Source organism: Pseudomonas sp. MIACH (genome assembly GCF_001269925.1).
Taxonomy (GTDB): Bacteria; Pseudomonadota; Gammaproteobacteria; order Pseudomonadales; family Pseudomonadaceae; genus Aquipseudomonas.
In genome coordinates this window covers 196,712-213,039 of the sequence record NZ_LHVO01000033.1, presented here as the reverse complement: position 1 = coordinate 213,039, position 16,328 = coordinate 196,712, and the positions used below count along the sequence as shown (strand labels likewise).

At 59.9% G+C, this 16,328-nt stretch carries 16 protein-coding genes; 7 read left to right on the top strand and 9 right to left on the bottom strand.

Annotated features, from left to right (window positions below):
• Window positions 1-29: 29 nt before the first annotated feature.
• Both AD670_RS14115 and recQ read right to left on the bottom strand, forming a co-directional pair.
• On the bottom strand, window positions 30-464 hold the full coding sequence (locus AD670_RS14115) for a MarR family transcriptional regulator (RefSeq protein ID WP_053133162.1): 435 nt from the start codon (window positions 462-464) through the stop codon (window positions 30-32).
• A gap of 121 nt (window positions 465-585) precedes the next feature.
• Window positions 586-2,712: a DNA helicase RecQ gene (gene recQ, locus AD670_RS14110; RefSeq protein ID WP_053133159.1), complete on the bottom strand. Its 2,127-nt coding sequence runs from the start codon at window positions 2,710-2,712 to the stop codon at window positions 586-588.
• Between the two features lie 279 nt (window positions 2,713-2,991).
• Here recQ and AD670_RS14105 point away from each other — a divergent pair, with 279 nt between their 5' ends.
• From AD670_RS14105 to AD670_RS14095, 3 genes are all read left to right on the top strand, one after another.
• Window positions 2,992-3,579 carry a YecA family protein gene (locus AD670_RS14105; RefSeq protein ID WP_053133157.1) on the top strand — a complete coding sequence of 196 codons (588 nt, stop codon included), beginning with the start codon at window positions 2,992-2,994 and terminating at the stop codon, window positions 3,577-3,579.
• A gap of 20 nt (window positions 3,580-3,599) precedes the next feature.
• A complete protein-coding gene (locus AD670_RS14100) occupies window positions 3,600-3,983 on the top strand; it encodes a YbaN family protein (protein ID WP_027603821.1) in 384 nt (127 codons plus the stop codon).
• Between the two features lie 119 nt (window positions 3,984-4,102).
• On the top strand, window positions 4,103-7,573 hold the full coding sequence (locus tag AD670_RS14095) for a PAS domain-containing hybrid sensor histidine kinase/response regulator (protein ID WP_053133154.1): 3,471 nt from the start codon (window positions 4,103-4,105) through the stop codon (window positions 7,571-7,573).
• A gap of 60 nt (window positions 7,574-7,633) precedes the next feature.
• Here AD670_RS14095 and rmuC read toward each other — a convergent pair whose 3' ends face one another.
• Window positions 7,634-8,998 (bottom strand): DNA recombination protein RmuC, encoded by a 1,365-nt coding sequence (gene rmuC, locus AD670_RS14090; RefSeq protein WP_172681476.1) that lies wholly within the window; start codon window positions 8,996-8,998, stop codon window positions 7,634-7,636.
• A gap of 175 nt (window positions 8,999-9,173) precedes the next feature.
• Window positions 9,174-9,497, bottom strand: a complete 324-nt coding sequence (locus AD670_RS14085; RefSeq protein WP_043293316.1) for a hypothetical protein — start codon at window positions 9,495-9,497, stop codon at window positions 9,174-9,176.
• A 457-nt stretch (window positions 9,498-9,954) separates the two neighbouring features.
• Here AD670_RS14085 and AD670_RS14080 point away from each other — a divergent pair, with 457 nt between their 5' ends.
• The 4 genes from AD670_RS14080 to AD670_RS14065 all read left to right on the top strand — a co-directional run bounded on the left by AD670_RS14080 (window position 9,955) and on the right by AD670_RS14065 (window position 13,118).
• A complete protein-coding gene (locus AD670_RS14080) occupies window positions 9,955-10,260 on the top strand; it encodes a hypothetical protein (RefSeq protein ID WP_053133149.1) in 306 nt (101 codons plus the stop codon).
• Window positions 10,261-10,702: 442 nt separating this feature from the next.
• On the top strand, window positions 10,703-10,924 hold the full coding sequence (locus tag AD670_RS14075; protein WP_010563939.1) for a hypothetical protein: 222 nt from the start codon (window positions 10,703-10,705) through the stop codon (window positions 10,922-10,924).
• Between the two features lie 281 nt (window positions 10,925-11,205).
• Window positions 11,206-11,688 (top strand): hypothetical protein, encoded by a 483-nt coding sequence (locus tag AD670_RS14070; RefSeq protein ID WP_053133146.1) that lies wholly within the window; start codon window positions 11,206-11,208, stop codon window positions 11,686-11,688.
• Between the two features lie 146 nt (window positions 11,689-11,834).
• Window positions 11,835-13,118: an OmpP1/FadL family transporter gene (locus tag AD670_RS14065; RefSeq protein ID WP_053133143.1), complete on the top strand. Its 1,284-nt coding sequence runs from the start codon at window positions 11,835-11,837 to the stop codon at window positions 13,116-13,118.
• Between the two features lie 65 nt (window positions 13,119-13,183).
• On the opposite strand, the gene AD670_RS14060 is transcribed toward AD670_RS14065, so the two are convergent.
• From AD670_RS14060 to AD670_RS14045, 5 genes are all read right to left on the bottom strand, one after another.
• On the bottom strand, window positions 13,184-13,735 hold the full coding sequence (locus AD670_RS14060; RefSeq protein ID WP_053133140.1) for a glutathione peroxidase: 552 nt from the start codon (window positions 13,733-13,735) through the stop codon (window positions 13,184-13,186).
• Between the two features lie 35 nt (window positions 13,736-13,770).
• Window positions 13,771-13,893 carry a hypothetical protein gene (locus tag AD670_RS31985; RefSeq protein WP_256243906.1) on the bottom strand — a complete coding sequence of 41 codons (123 nt, stop codon included), beginning with the start codon at window positions 13,891-13,893 and terminating at the stop codon, window positions 13,771-13,773.
• Window positions 13,890-15,089 (bottom strand): MFS transporter, encoded by a 1,200-nt coding sequence (locus AD670_RS14055; protein WP_172681475.1) that lies wholly within the window; start codon window positions 15,087-15,089, stop codon window positions 13,890-13,892. The genes AD670_RS31985 and AD670_RS14055 overlap by 4 nt, the downstream gene beginning before the upstream one ends.
• Before the next feature lie 63 nt (window positions 15,090-15,152).
• Window positions 15,153-15,557: a MarR family winged helix-turn-helix transcriptional regulator gene (locus AD670_RS14050; RefSeq protein ID WP_053133135.1), complete on the bottom strand. Its 405-nt coding sequence runs from the start codon at window positions 15,555-15,557 to the stop codon at window positions 15,153-15,155.
• 42 nt (window positions 15,558-15,599) lie between these two features.
• The gene (locus AD670_RS14045; protein WP_053133132.1) at window positions 15,600-16,328 is read right to left on the bottom strand and encodes an adenosylcobinamide-GDP ribazoletransferase; all 729 of its coding nucleotides are present in this window, start codon (window positions 16,326-16,328) and stop codon (window positions 15,600-15,602) included.

Genomic DNA, 16,328 nt, shown 5'->3' with positions numbered 1-16,328 from the left:
GAGGTTCGACAGCTGCTACCGGGGACGAATCAGGACTTTTCCAGGTTCGCCAGGATGTGCCCATGCACCCGCATGCAGACACGCATATCTTCTTCGTCAACACCGACAAACAGCTCGTGACGCAAGGCGGTGGCGATAGTCTCGATCTGTTCGATCAACGGTTTGGCAGTGTCACACAGCAGGATGCGCTTGGCGCGACGGTCTTCCACCACGGCCTGGCGTTGCACCAGGCCCTGGCCTTCGAGGCTGTCGAGCAAACGGGCCAGGGTCGGCCCTTCTACACCGACGCTTTGCGCCAGCTCGCGCTGAGTGGGGGCTTCTTCGAAACGGGCCAGGTGCAGCAGCACCAGCCAACGCGCCTGGGACAGGCCCAGCCCGGCCAAACGGCGGTCGAGCTCAGCGCGCCAACCTCGGGACATTTGCGCCAGTTGCATGCCAAAACGGTGTTGATCGGTTAACGGCATAAAAAACTCATGGTTTAGACTGAAAATAAAGTATGGCTAATTATTAGTCAGCTAAGCATGAGCCATGTCACTAGGCAAGACTTGCTATGTACTGATTCGTTACATTGTCGTAATTGGCACACTAAATTTCGAATTCAGACTGCAAAGCGGCCCGCACGCAATACAAAACCCCTTCAGGAACACGCCCGGCAAACAGCGGTGCGATCTCCGCAACCGGTGGCAATTCGCCTTCTCCGTCAAGGAATGCATCCTGGATTTCGCCGAGCAGATCTTCCGGCAAATCAAGGGCCTGCTCCAGGGACAACTGCTGCTTGCCGATGGATTCGGCCAGTAAGGTGTAGACGTTTTTCTCCGAGCATTGCAGTTGGCCGGCGATCTGGATCGGGGTCATGCCGGCGCGTGCCAGGCTGATCAGTTCGTGGCGAATGTCGGCGATTTCCTTCGGTGCTTCGGCCTGGCCACCGAGCACTTCGAGGAACGCCTGACCGTAGCGCTCCAGCTTACGCGCACCCACGCCGCTGACCCGGGCCATTTCGGCCATGGTGGTGGGCTGCTCGCGCAGCATTTCCAGCAAGGTGGAGTCGGGAAAAATAACGTACGGCGGCACGCTGTGTTCCTGGGCCAGCTTGCGTCGCAGGGTACGCAGGGCTTCCCACTGTTCGCGCTCTTCGCCCCGCACAAGCTGGCTGGCCTGGCTGGTGCTGGTCTTGGCGGTCGTTTGCGGCTTGAGGTCGCGGCGCAGCTCCAGGCTCACCTCGCCCTTGAGAAGGGGCCGGCAACTGTCGTTCAGGCGCAGGCCGCCATACCCTTCGATATCGATGTCCACCAGGCCACGCGCGACCATCTGCCGGAACAACGAACGCCACTCACCTTCGGCACGGGCCTTGCCGACGCCGTAGACCGAGAGTTTTTCGTGGCCGAAGCTGCGCACTTTTTCATTGTCCTTGCCCAGCAGCACATCCACCAGATGGCCTACGCCATAACGCTGGCCGGTGCGGTAGATCGTCGAGAGTGCCTGACGGGCCGGCTCGGTGGCGTCCCAGGTCTGTACACCATCAATGCAGTTATCGCAGTGGCCGCACGGTTGCGGCATGTCCTCGTCGAAGTACGCCAGCAAGGTCTGGCGGCGGCAGCGGGTCTCTTCACACAGCGAGAGCATCGCGTCGAGCTTGTGCTGCTCCAGGCGCTTGTGGCGCTCATCGCCTTCGGAGTTCTGCAGCATCTGCTTGAGCATCACCACGTCCTGCAGGCCATAGACCATCCAGGCATCCGCCGGCAGGCCATCACGGCCGGCACGCCCGGTCTCCTGGTAATAGGCCTCAAGGGACTTGGGCAGATCCATATGCGCCACGAAGCGCACGTTGGATTTGTCGATGCCCATGCCGAACGCGATGGTGGCCACCATGATCAGGCCTTCCTCGTTGAGGAAGCGTTTCTGGTGGGCAGAGCGCGTTTCGTTGGGCAGGCCGGCGTGGTACGGCAGCGCCGGGTAGCCCTGTTCGCAGAGGAATGCGGCCACTTCATCGACCTTCTTGCGCGACAGGCAATAGACAATGCCCGCATCGCTGCGCCGCTCGGAGAGGAACGCCAGCAACTGCTTGCGTGGCTGCTCCTTGGGCACGATGCGGTAGAAAATATTCGGCCGGTCGAAGCTCGACAGGAAACGCTCAGCGTTCTGCAGGTGCAGACGCTCGACGATTTCTTCACGGGTGCGCTTGTCGGCGGTGGCGGTCAGGGCGATGCGGGGAACGTCCGGGAACAACTCCGCCAGTTGCCCGAGCTGCAAGTATTCGCGGCGGAAATCATGCCCCCATTGCGATACGCAGTGGGCTTCGTCGATGGCGAACAGGGCGATTTCCAGGCTCTGTAAAAACGCCAGCATGCGCGGTTGCACCAGGCGCTCAGGGGCCAGGTAGAGCATCTTCACTTCACCGCGCTTGATCCGCGCGGCCAGGTCGCGCTGCTGCTCGGCACTGAGGGTAGAGTTCAAGGCGGCGGCAGCCACGCCGAGCTCTTCCAGGGTCGCGACTTGGTCGTCCATCAACGCGATCAGCGGCGACACCACTACTGCCAGCCCGTTGCGCAACAACGCCGGCACCTGGAAACACAACGACTTGCCGCCGCCGGTAGGCATCAGGACCAGGGCATCGCCCCCCTTGGCCACGCGCTCAATGATCGCACCCTGGCGGCCACGAAAACTGTCGTAGCCGAAGATGTCCTTGAGGACGCGTTGAGCCTGATCGAGCATGTATAACTCCAACAAAATAGTGCCGAAATCCCTCTGTACAGGCTGGCCGAAAAAATGCGGCGTCACGGAAAATAATCCGTAAGCGAAGTTTTCTCGGTCTGGCGCTTGGCCTGCAGGGGCATCACAAAACGCGGCAGTATACCCGAGCGTCATCCGGCAAAGGGCGCCGCTGACGAATTGCAGCCTGTCTCAAAAACCTGGCAAATATGCATGCCGACTGGCTTGGGCGCGCAAGAAAGCCTAGAATTCAGCATCGTTTATTCCCAAGGTAGTCCTTCAATGTCCTTCGCTGAGCAACTAACCCGCCTGCAAGCCTTCCTCGACGCCGATGAGCTGCATGACGAGGCGCTGGACTACGTGGCCGCCCACGGCTACCTGACCGCCCTGTCGATCTGCTCCGATATCGTTCCCGACCGTGAATGGATCGACGCGCTGTTCGCCGAAGAACCGCATTACGCCGACGCCGCCCAGCGCGAAGAAATCGAATCCACCCTGCTGGCCCTCAAGGCCCACATCGGTCGTCAACTGGCCTCCGATGAGGAGTTCGAACTGCCGTGCGAGCTGGACCTGGGTGAAGACCCGGACGACTCCGACCTGCGCGGCTGGTGCATTGGCTTTATGGAAGGGGTGTTCCTGCGCGAAGCGGCCTGGTTCGAATCCGCCGAGGAAGAAGTCAGCGAAATGCTGCTGCCGATCATGGTCGGTTCGGGGCTGTTTGAGGAGGAAGCTGAGTTTTCCGATATCGCCGCCGACGCCAACCTGATGGACGACATGATCGTTCAGATCCCGGAAGCCCTGACCGCGCTGTACCTGCTGTGCAACGCCCCTGACGAAAAACCGGCGATCCTCAAGCCACGCCACCACTGAGTCGCTTGCCCGTGACACCCATGGGCAATCGCTCGCTGCTCCTGCGCTACGTGCTGCTGGCCATCGGCTGGCTGAGCGTAGCGTTGGGAGTAATCGGTATTTTCCTGCCGGTATTGCCGACCACGCCCTTCCTCCTGCTCGCCGCCGCCTGCTTCGCTCGCAGCTCCCCGCGTTTCTACCAGTGGCTGGTGGAACACCCGCGCCTGGGCCCCTGGATTCGTGATTATCTGGATGGCAACGGCATCCCGCTCAAGGGCAAGGTCTACGCCATCGGCTTGATGTGGTTGAGTATCGGTTTTTCCTGCTACCTGGTGCCATTGCCATGGGCCCGCGGGTTCATGCTGACCAGCGCCGTGCTGGTGACAATCTACATCCTGCGCCAGAAAACCCTGCCACCGCGCTAAACGCCCACTGCGACATTAGATCCCACACGACCTTGGTCGACACTGACTAACCCCAGGCATCATGCGAGACTGTCCAACCGGGCCTGGAATGCCTGGGTGTTCTTATGCTCGGAGTTACCATGACGCTGTCCAGCGGGCTGATCGCCGCCGTTGCCCTGGCCTATATGGCCATTATGTTTGCCATCGCCTTCTACGGTGACCGTCGCCGTGCGCCATTGCCGCCGCGTATGCGTGCCTGGGTGTACAGCCTGTCGCTGGCAGTTTATTGCACCAGCTGGACCTTCTTCGGCGCCGTAGGCCAGGCCGCCGAACAACTGTGGGCGTTTTTACCGATCTACCTTGGACCGGTGCTGTTGCTGGTGCTGGCACCCTGGGTGCTGCAGAAGATGATCCTGATCAGCAAGCAGGAAAACATCACCTCCATCGCCGACTTCATCGCCGCACGCTACGGCAAATCCCAGTCCCTGGCGGTGGTGGTCGCGCTGATCTGCCTGGTGGGCGTGCTGCCCTATATCGCCCTGCAACTCAAAGGCATCGTGCTGGGGGTCAACCTGCTGATCGGTGCTGGCGCGGACACCACCGGCACCCGAGCGCAAGACACCGCCTTGATCGTGTCCCTGGTACTGGCGCTGTTCACCATTGTGTTCGGTACGCGCAACCTCGACGCCACCGAACACCACCGTGGCATGGTGTTGGCGATTGCATTTGAATCCCTGGTCAAGCTGTTCGCGTTTCTCGCAGTCGGCGCGTTTGTGACCTACGGCCTGTACGACGGTTTCGGCGACCTGTTCAGCCAGGCGATGCTCGCACCACGCCTGGAGGAATACTGGAAGGAAACCATCAACTGGCCATCGATGGTGGTGCAAACCGGTGTCGCCATGATGGCGATCATCTGCTTGCCTCGGCAGTTCCATGTGACGGTCGTGGAGAACATCGACCCCCAGGATTTGCGCCTGGCCAAGTGGGTATTCCCGGCCTACCTGATTCTTGCCGCGCTGTTTGTAGTACCGATCGCCTTGGGCGGCAAAATGATGCTGCCCGGCTCGGTGCTGCCGGACTCCTACGTGATCAGCCTGCCCATGGCCGAGGCTCATCCGGCCCTCGCCGTGCTGGCGTTTATCGGCGGCGCGTCGGCGGCCACCGGCATGGTGATCGTGGCGAGCATTGCCTTGTCGACCATGGTCTCCAACGACATGCTGCTGCCCTGGTTGCTGCGCCGTTCCAGCGCCGAGCGACCGTTCGAAGTGTTCCGTCACTGGATGCTGTCGGTGCGCCGGGTCAGCATCGTGATCATCCTGCTGCTGGCGTATGTCAGCTACCGCCTGCTGGGCTCTACTGCAAGCCTGGCGACCATCGGCCAGATCGCCTTTGCCGCCGTGACCCAACTGGCACCGGCCATGCTTGGCGCGCTGTACTGGAAACAGGCCAACCGGCGTGGCGTGTTCGCCGGGTTGGCGACCGGTACGTTCCTGTGGTTCTACACCTTGGTCCTACCGGTTACGGCGAAAAGCCTGGGCTGGTCTCTCGCCCTTTTCCCAGGACTGACGTGGATGCATTCGCACCCGCTGGGCTTGTCCGTCACCTCACTGACCTTGGGCACGGTGTTCTCTCTGGCAGGTAACTTCACGCTGTTTGTGTGGGTGTCGATGCTGTCGCGTACGCGCGTGTCGGAACACTGGCAAGCCGGGCGCTTTATCGGCCAGGAAATCAGCCAGCGCGCCAATGCCCGCTCGATGCTGTCGGTACAAATCAGTGACCTGCTCAGCCTGGCCGCGCGTTTTGTAGGTGAAGAACGCGCCCAGCAGAGCTTTATCCGCTTCGCCTATCGCCAGGGCAAAGGCTTTAACCCCAACCAGAATGCCGACAACGACTGGATCGCCCACACCGAGCGATTACTGGCCGGTGTCCTCGGCGCCTCTTCGACCCGCGCCGTAGTAAAAGCCGCCATTGAAGGGCGGGAAATGCAACTGGAGGACGTCGTACGCATCGCCGACGAAGCGTCGGAAGTACTGCAATTCAACCGCGCGTTGCTGCAAGGCGCCATCGAGAACATCACCCAGGGCATCAGTGTGGTGGACCAGTCCCTCAAGCTGGTGGCCTGGAACCGACGTTACCTGGAGTTGTTCAATTACCCCGACGGGCTGATCAGCGTAGGCCGACCGATTGCCGACATCATTCGCTACAACGCCGAGCGCGGTTTATGCGGGCCGGGCGAGGCCGAAGTGCACGTGGCGCGCCGCCTGCACTGGATGCGCCAGGGCCGAGCGCATACATCCGAGCGCTTGTTTCCGAATGGGCGGGTGATCGAGCTGATCGGCAACCCGATGCCGGGCGGTGGTTTTGTCATGAGCTTCACCGACATTACCGCGTTCCGCGAAGCCGAGCAGGCCCTCACCGAGGCCAACGAAGGCCTTGAACAACGCGTGACCGAGCGCACCCACGAATTGTCGCAGCTCAATGTGGCGCTCACCGATGCCAAAGGTGTGGCCGAGTCCGCCAGCCAGTCGAAGACCCGCTTCCTCGCGGCGGTCAGCCATGACCTGATGCAGCCGTTGAACGCCGCACGCCTGTTCTCCGCCGCCCTCTCCCACCAGAACGACGGCCTGTCCAGCGAAGCCCGGCAACTGGTGCAGCACCTGGACAGCTCGCTGCGCTCCGCCGAAGACCTGATCAGCGACCTGCTGGATATCTCGCGCCTGGAAAACGGCAAGATCAATCCGCAGCGCCAGCCGTTTGCACTCAATGAGTTGTTCGACACCCTCGGCGCCGAATTCAAGGCCCTGGCCCAGGAGCAAGGCTTGCGCTTCCGTCTGCGCGGCAGCCGCGTGCGCGTCGACAGTGACATCAAGTTGCTGCGGCGGATCCTGCAGAACTTCCTGACTAACGCTTTCCGATATTCCGATGGCTCGGTGCTGCTCGGCGTACGCCGGCGCAAGGGCGAGCTGTGCCTGGAAGTCTGGGACCGTGGCCCAGGTATCCCGCAGGATAAACAGAAGGTGATCTTCGAAGAGTTCAAGCGCCTGGACAGCCACCAGACCCGCGCCGAGAAAGGCCTGGGCCTGGGCCTGGCGATTGCCGACGGCCTGTGCCGGGTACTGGGCCATCGCCTGAGCGTGCGCTCATGGCCCGGCAAGGGCAGCGTGTTCAGCGTGCGCGTGCCGCTGGCGCGCAACCAGGCCAGCCCACAGGTCAAAGCCGTACAAGAAAACGGCCTGCCCATGAGCGGTGCACAAGTGCTCTGCGTAGATAACGAGGAAAGCATCCTGATCGGCATGCGCAGCCTGCTGACGCGCTGGGGCTGTGAGGTGTGGACCGCCACCGATCAAGCGCAATGTGCAGCGTTACTGGCGCAAGGCATACGCCCGCAACTGGCGCTGGTGGATTACCACCTTGATCACGGTGAGACCGGTACGGAGTTGATGGGCTGGCTGCGCGCAGAACTGGCGGAGCCGATTCCCGGCGTGGTCATCAGCGCCGATGGCCGCCCGGAGATGGTGGCCAAGGTGCATGCAGCGGGGCTGGATTACCTCGCCAAGCCGGTGAAGCCAGCCGCGCTGCGGGCGCTGCTGAGTCGACACTTACCTCTATAAACCGAATGTACCCAGTCAAAATGTGGGAAGGGGCTTGCCCTCCCAGCTTTCGGATTGTGTTTATTCGGGAAGGTGCGCGACGCCGTCAGCGTCGGTCATCGCCCGCTCCAGCAGATCCGCCGGCAGGCTTTTGCTGGCACGCGCACCGAGCAACCTTAACTGCTCGGTACGGCTGACCAGATTTCCGCGCCCATCTGTCAGCTTGTTTCGCGCCGCGCTGTAAGCCTTATCCAACTGCTGAAGACGATTGCCCACTTCGTCCAGATCCTGGATGAACAGCACGAACTTGTCGTACAGCCAACCGGCGCGTTCGGCGATTTCGCGGGCGTTCTGGCTTTGACGCTCTTGCTTCCAGAGGCTGTCAATCACGCGCAGGGTAGCGAGCAACGTCGTAGGACTGACGATCACGATATGACGGTCGAACGCCTCTTGGAACAGATTCGGTTCAGCCTGCAAGGCAGCGGAAAAAGCGGCTTCGATCGGCACGAACAGCAACACGAAATCCAGGCTGTGCAAGCCTTCCAGGCGTTTGTAGTCCTTGCCGGCCAAGCCTTTGACGTGATTGCGCAGCGACAGCACGTGTTGCTTCAGGGCCTCTCGACCGATCACCTCGTCATCGGCCGCGACGTACTGCTGATACGCCGTCAGGCTGACCTTGGAATCCACCACCACCTGCTTGTCACCGGGCAACATGATCAGCACATCCGGCTGGAAGCGCTCGCCGTCCGGACCCTTCAAGCTGACTTGGGTCTGGTACTCGCGGCCCTTCTCCAAACCTGCGTGTTCCAGCACCCGTTCGAGGATCAACTCGCCCCAGTTGCCCTGGGTCTTCTGGCCCTTGAGGGCGCGGGTCAGGTTGGTCGCTTCGTCTGACAGACGCAAGTTCAGTTGCTGCAGGCGTTCAAGCTCCTTGGCCAGGGAAAAGCGCTCGCGGGCCTCGTTCTGGTAGCTTTCTTCCACGCGTTTTTCGAAGGACTGGATGCGCTCCTTCAAGGGATCGAGCAACTGGCCCAGGCGCTCCTGGCTGGTCTCGGCAAAGCGCTGTTCACGCTCATCGAAAATCTTGCCGGCCAACTCAGCGAACTGCGCACGCAACTCGTCCCGCGAGCCTTGCAGGTCGGCGAGGCGCTGCTGGTGGCTTTCCTGCTGCTCGCGCAGCTCGGCGCGCAAGGCGGCAGAGAGTGCGTCGAGGCGGCGCAATTCGGTTTCCTTGGCGCTGCGGTCAAGGTTCCAGGCGTGGGCGGCGTCGCGGGCGTTGTCGCGGTCGATCTGCAACAGCTCGACTTCACGGCGCACAGCAGCGAGATCGGCCTGTTTGGCGGCATTGGCCTGGCTCAAGTCGCTGATTTCATCGCGACTGGCATCCAGTTGGGCGGCAAGGCCTTCCTGGGCCAGTTGCGCAGTGGCCAGGCGCTCTTCGAGCAGTTCCCAGCCGGTGGTCCGCGCGGTCAACCGCCGCTGAATCTGCCAGCACACCGCCAATAAAGGCACTGCGGCACCAGCCAGGCCCAGGGCAATACTGGTCCAGTCAAAAACCATAGCCATTTCCGCCATCACCGAAAAGGAGCAAGGTTAACCAAGCGTAGAGCGTGAGGACAGCTCAGTCTTCGACCTGACCCAGTTCTCGTTGGGCGCGGCGGTCACCGGCACGGGCGGCCAGGCGCAGCAGGTCGTGGCCGATGCGGCGGTCGCGGGCGTTGCCGCACTCACGGCACATCAATTGGCCCAGGCGGCTTTGCGCAGCAACCACGCCCTCGCGGGCCGGCTGCTTGAGCAAGCGCCCGGCGAAATGCTTGACGTTGGTGCTGTGCCCCAGGCGTGGGCTGTCGAGCAACCACAGGGCGACTTTCAAGGAAAAGCGCTTGGGTGCGGTAACAGTTTGCGGGGTGTCGGTAACAGAAGGTGATACTGAGCGAAACTTCATAAAGCACTGTGGGACAGAACGGAAGGCGCGCCACTCTACTCTTTTTTTCGTACAGGTAAAGCTGAAAAAAACCTGCACGCCCGTTCTAGAGCAAGCGCTCGGGACAATCCACAGAAGCTGTGGATAACTCAGTGGACAACCTCCCTTTAACTCGCGCAAAGGCCCATGGAACGGGGCCCGCAGTCAAACTGACGATTTTTTCACCAATAAAAAAAAGCCAGATTTTTCATTGACTTAAATTTTCATTGCAGGCAAATGGCGGTCCTGCCTAGCACTTGACAGCCTGGTTACACACGCCGCAACTAATGTGCACAAGTACCGATCCGACGGTTATATCAACGGCTTTTTTTGAAGCGACTGGCTTCAAAAATGTTACCGCTGAGGCAAAACAGGGACTTTTCAAATCTTTATCGGCTCGCCACACTGCCCGACGGGCAAGGCAACGCTGAGTGGGTCGATGAAAGGAATTCTGTTATTCGCCGTGTTGTTACTGGTTATCTGCGCCATTTCATTGGGGATCAATGGTGCTCTGCCATCCCCGGATGGGGCCTTGTTTGCGATCGCCATCCTGTTATCAGCCGCGTTCACCGCCGCGAGTCTGTGTATCGAGTTGGGTGAGGGGCGTATCAATGACATGGCTGATGTGGTGAAAGTGGTCGAGACCGGCCAATCCCTGCGCCTGACCCTCGCCGCCTACGCGCTGGGCTGCTCGCTGGCAGCCGCGATCACAGTGCTGGTTTATCGCGGTCTACTGGGCGCTTGATTAAAGTTTTTTGACTGACCACTTCCCTTACCTGTTTCAATCCGTTACTATCCGCAGCGTTAGTACCAAGCTGAAAGTCAATTCTGGTCGAACAACTCCCTTGAACAACATGGGATCGATCACCTCGATGGTTTCCAGGTATCACTTGCGACGACACTGCCTTTGAACAAGCAAAGGGTGCCGCGAAGTTTTCATACTCTGACCGAACCAACCTGCAAATTGATCAGGATCTTCACCCTGGGCCCAGAACCTTTGCCCCTGTTGTGTTGCCTGCCCTCCTAAGTACCTACCTGCCAGCCCAAGCGCGCCTAACTTATTAGCGCTTCAAACTGGCTGCTTTGTTCCAGTCGGGTTCTTCGTTTGATCAATGGTGATCAACGTTACTGGAACGTTTTAACGTTGCACGGTTCTTATCCGTGTCATTTGTAGGAACACCAATAATATGTCCGCTATCCATACTCAGGATGCCATTCGCACCCTCACCAACGCTTTTGCTCCAATGAACTGCCTGATCATGGCCGCTCGCAAAGGCTGCTTCAGCTTCACCCTGGTCAACGAACACGGCATCGCTCGTCACAGCGAACGCCTGTACCCCGATCAATACTCCAGCGCAGAACCGCTGCAGGCAGTGATCGAACGTACTCGCCAGGCACTGGTTGCCTGATCGACCAAAGTCGCTGAAACACAAAAAACCCTGTTTAAAACGCAGGGTTTTTTATTGCCCGCAATTCACGCTGTGGGCCTTTTTACTAAGTTCAAATCGATATAAACGTTATAACTGGATGAGGAAGATGTTTTAAAAACAGTCCTTTACCTCATGAATATGACACTACACTTCAACTCAAGCGGCATGATCCGCTTCCGACGAGCCTGAGATCCGATCCACTGCTGCCAAGCCCCCCCCTTCTCAGGACTCGTCGACCACTTTCACGGATTGAGGCGTGTATGGGTATCGCAGCCAGTGAATTGTGTCGTTACGTAATCCGGCCGACGTTGACCTACCTCGGTCGGCAGAGCCCAACGGCTGAGTCCTTGCTGCTGGGTATTGCGGCCAGCCAGTCGGAACTGGGTTCCGCTCTGCACGATCGACGCGGCCACGGCCTGTACAGCATCACCGAACCTCGCCATCGCGCCTTGTGGGATAACTACCTGGCGCTCGACCCCGAACGTGCCAGCCTGGTACGCGGGCTCGCCAGCCAACATGCCTTTCTCAGTGCGCCCCAACTGGAACTCACCGTAAACCTGCGTTATGCCACGGCTATCGCCTGGCTGCTGGTTGAACAACACAGCCCCGCCCTGCCACCCCCGGGTGATGTTTTGGCCATGGCGCGTATCTGGAAAGAAATATTTCACCCTCAAGGAAGGCTGCGGGATTTCACCCAAGCCTGGCAAACCTGTGTTTCCCCCATGAATCACGCGGTTTGCTGACCGGGCAATTTGCAAGATTCGCCAAAAACACTGAATTTTGGTCGGATTGTCCTACAAAACCGCTCTATCTCCTGCATTACAGCCTATAGCGCGATGTTAATTTTATTGATACTTTCCGCTGCGGTGATCACCACGGAGTTCTAATAATGAAAAAAGTAATGCTCAAGACCACACTTAGCCTCGCCGTTGCCATGGCATCCTCCCAACTGTTCGCAAGCGGTTTCGCACTGAACGAACAGAGCGTCAGCGGGATGGGTACGGGTTTCGCAGGTCGCTCCTCTTCTGCCGATGATGCAAGCACTGTCTACGGTAACCCGGCCGGTATGTCGCGCTTGAATGGCCAACAAATCACCGGTGGTGTCGCTGCCATTGATGCGTCGACCGATATCAGCAATACCGGTGGCAACTCTCGCGGCTCCAACAAAGGCGACATGGTTCCGTTCACCGCGGTGCCATTCGGTTTCTACACCAACAAACTCAACGATCAGTGGGCTATCGGCTTCGGTGTATACGCACCGTTCGGCCTGGTGACCGACTATGAAAACGGCTTCCAGGGTCGCGGCTTCGGCAGCAAGAGCGAAGTGAAGGTCATGACCTTCCAGCCAACTGTCAGCTATGCGTTCAATGATCGTGTATCCATCGGCTTTGGCCCGACCATCAACCGGATTTCCGGTGTGCTTGAGTCGGACAAGACCCTTAGCCCGCTTGCCTCCGATACCAACGTAAAAATCAAGGGTGACGATACAGCCCTGGGTTTCAACGTCGGCGTATTGGTCCAGGCCACCGACACCACACGCGTGGGCCTGACCTACCACTCGAAGGTCAAGTACAAGCTCGAAGGCCACACCACCGTCAGCGGGCCAGCGGCCACTCAGCCATTCCTGCGTAACAACCGTTACGACGCCTCGCTGAAAATCGACACCCCAGAGTCCTACGATCTGTCCGTCACCCAAGACCTGACCGACGCCTGGAAACTCTATGGCGGTGCAACCTGGACGCGTTGGAGTCGCCTGAAAGAGATCACCGTCAACAACGAAGGCGTAACGGCTGCCGGCGGCTTGCTGGCGCCAACCCAACTAGGTTCCATCACCGAAGAACAAAATTGGCACGACACTTGGGCCTACGCCGTGGGTACCTCGTATCAGTTGACCAAGCAAGTCGTGCTGCGTACTGGCCTGACCTTCGACCAATCCCCGACCAACAACACCGATCGTTCGCCGCGCATCCCGACTGGCGACCGTACGATCTTCAGCGTGGGCCTGGGCTACAAAGTCATGGATAACATGACAGTCGACCTGGCGTATTCGTATCTGAAAGAAGAAGACGTCAAGATCAACCAAACTGCTGACGCCCCGTCGACAGCCAGTTACCGCGCCAAGTACGAAAACAGTGCCAACGGTTTCGGCCTCGGCATGACCTACACCTTCTGATCCAGACGGGTGTAAAAAAGCCCCGCTCTCCTGCAAAGGAGGCGGGGCTTTTCAATGGGCGTTAATCAGGGTTTGGACGCTATGGCCTGCTCCACAGCCTTGATCAGATCAGGGCTGTCCGGCTTGGTGAGGCTGGAGAAATCGGCAATCACCTTGCCCTGGCGATCCACTACATACTTGTAGAAATTCCACTTCGGCGCATTGCTATGCTGCGCCAATACCTTGAACAGGTGCACCGCGTCCGGCCCCTTGACCTTCTGCGGCTCGGTCATGGTGAAGGTCACGCCGTAGTTCACGTAGCAGACCTTGGCAGTTTCTTCGCCGGTCTTGGCTTCCTGCTTGAAGTCATCGGAGGGCACGCCGATCACCTCCAGCCCTTCATCCTTGTAGCGTTGATACAGTGCTTCGAGCCCCTTGAATTGCGGCGCGAACCCGCAAAAGCTCGCGGTGTTGACGATAACCAAGGGCTTGCCGGCAAAACGTTGGCACAGGTCGATGGATTCCTTGGCACGCAGCTTGGGCAATTGCCCCTCCAGCAACGGCGGGCAATCGGCAGCCAACGCCACGCCGCCAAAAGCAGCCATAAGCACAGGTACAGCAAGCCAGCGCATCTGCATGTCGAAAGGTCCTATAAAGAGTTCAGGAATCGAACTTAACAGATCGACATACCCAGTTGCATCAACGCCAGGCCACCGCGTTGCCAGCCCCACCAGGCCAGGGCCAGCAACAGCGCTATCGCTACTGCCCCGCCGAACCAATACCAGGTCGCACTCATGTCGCCTCCATCTGCGCCTGCAATCGCGCCACCGGCCGCTCACGCACCGGCCAATTCAGGGCTGCGGCGAGCACACTCAAGAGGATCGCCACTTGCCAGATCAAATCGTAGTTACCGGTTCGATCATAGACCACCCCGCCCAACCAACCGCCAAGGAACGACCCGAGCTGGTGGAAAAGGAACACGATCCCACCGAGCATGGACAGGTTTCGCACCCCAAACAGCGTGGCGACCGTGCCGTTGGTCAGCGGTACCGTGGACAGCCACAGGAAGCCCATGGCCATACCGAACAGGTAGGCCGTGACTTCGGTCACCGGTGCCCACAGGAACAGCATGATCACCACCGCGCGCAGCAGGTACAACCCGGTCAACAGGCGTGGCTTGGACATACGCCCGCCGAGCCAGCCGGCGGTGTAGGTGCCGAAGATATTGAACAGCCCGATCAGCGCCAACACCGTGGTGCCGACCGTCGCCGGCAAGTGCTGGTCCACCAGATAGGCCGGCAGGTGCACACCGATAAACACCACCTGGAAACCGCAGACGAAAAAGCCGAAGGCCAGCAACCAGAACCCGGAGTGGGAGCAGGCTTCCTTCAAGGCTTCACGCAGGGTTTGCTGGCCAGCCATCACCGGCAGCGGGCGGTCCTTGAGCATGCTCACCAGCGGCAGGATCAGCGCCACCATCAGGCCCAACACCAGCAAAGCCGCCGACCATCCCAGCCAACTGATCAAGCCCAAGGTACCCGGCACCATGGCGAACTGGCCGAACGAACCGGCAGCACTGGCAATGCCCATGGCCATGCTGCGCTTTTCCGGCGCCACGGCGCGGCCGACCACGCCCAGAATCACCGAAAACGACGTGCCGGACAGGCCGATACCGATCAGCAAGCCCGCACTCAAGGACAACGACCACGCCGAATCCGACATGCCCATCAACACCAGGCCTGCGGCGTATAACACGCCGCCGACAAACACCGCCTTGGTCGCGCCGAAACGGTCGGCCAAGGCACCGGTAAACGGCTGCGCCAGGCCCCAGATCAGGTTCTGCAAGGCGATGGCAAAGGCAAAGGTCTCACGGCCCCAGCCGAATTCGCTGCTCATCGGCGCCAGGAACAGGCCGAAACCGTGCCGCACGCCCAGGGACAACGCCAGGATCAGCGCACTCCCCACAAGGATCCAACCACTGGTGCGCCACATCGACGTCATTTCTTATTCTCCGTTCGCGGGTATATACCCGCTTGTGTTCGAACAAACCCGCCTTCAGGCGAGTTCATCCAGCAAGGCCAACAGGGTTTCGCGTTTTTCCGCGCCGAGTTGATCGATCAATTTCTGTTGCGCCGCCTCCCAGGCCGGCAACGCGGCGGCCAAGCGTTGCTCGCCGGCCTCGGTCAGTAACACCAGACGGTTGCGCAGGTCGTTGCCCTCGACCAGTTGCACCAGCCCTTCGCACTCCAGCACCCGCAGGTTGCGCCCCAAGGTGCTGCGATCCAGGCCCATGGCGTCGGCCAGGCTGGAAATGCTCGGCTGATCGAGGCGCTGCAGGTTGCACAGCAAAGAATACTGGGCGACGTTGATTCCGAAGCCATCGAGGGCGCCGTCGTAATGCCTGCTGACGCCACGGGCGGCACGTCGCAGGTTGGTACATAAACATTGGGAGGCAAGCATGGAACGTGTATATACCCGCGATTATTGAAATGCAAGAAAGTGTTACAGAGCCAGGCCCACCAATACGGCGACTTCCAGCAGTTCCAGCAGCGCGCCAGCAGTGTCGCCGGTGGTGCCGCCGAGCCGATTGATCATCAGTTGGCGCAGCCCCATAAAGCACAGTGCAGCGAGCAACACGGCCATCCCACCGCTGAAACCACCGATCAGGATGCACCCCAGGCCACTGAGGATCAGTACCTGTTGACCGACGACGCGCGGTAAATGATCCGACAGGGCCTGACCCAATCCGCCCGCTCGCACATAGCGCGTGGTGAGAAACAATGCCAGCATCGACGCCCGCCCGATCAACGGCGCGAGGATCAACGCCGCACCGTTGTGCTGCTCGATCAAGGCCACCAGCGCGGTGAACTTGAGCAGTAACACCAGGCCCAGGGTGACCACGGCAATCGGCCCGCTGCGCGGGTCTTTCATGATGCTGAGGGTGCGCTCGCGGTCGCCGAAACCACCGAGCCAGGCATCGGCGCTGTCCGCCAGGCCATCGAGGTGCAAGCCGCCACTGAGCAGCACCCAGGCCGTCAGCAGCAGCGCGGCGTGCAACAACAGCGGTGATCCGACCAACAACGTATTGAGGCCCCACAGCAGCACGCCGAACAGCAACCCGACCAGCGGATAAAACAGCAGCGAGCGCCCAAGCTCATGGGGTTGCGGCATGCCCGGCAGACGAATAGGCAAACTGCTGAGAAATTGCAGCGCGATCCAGAACGGCAGCAT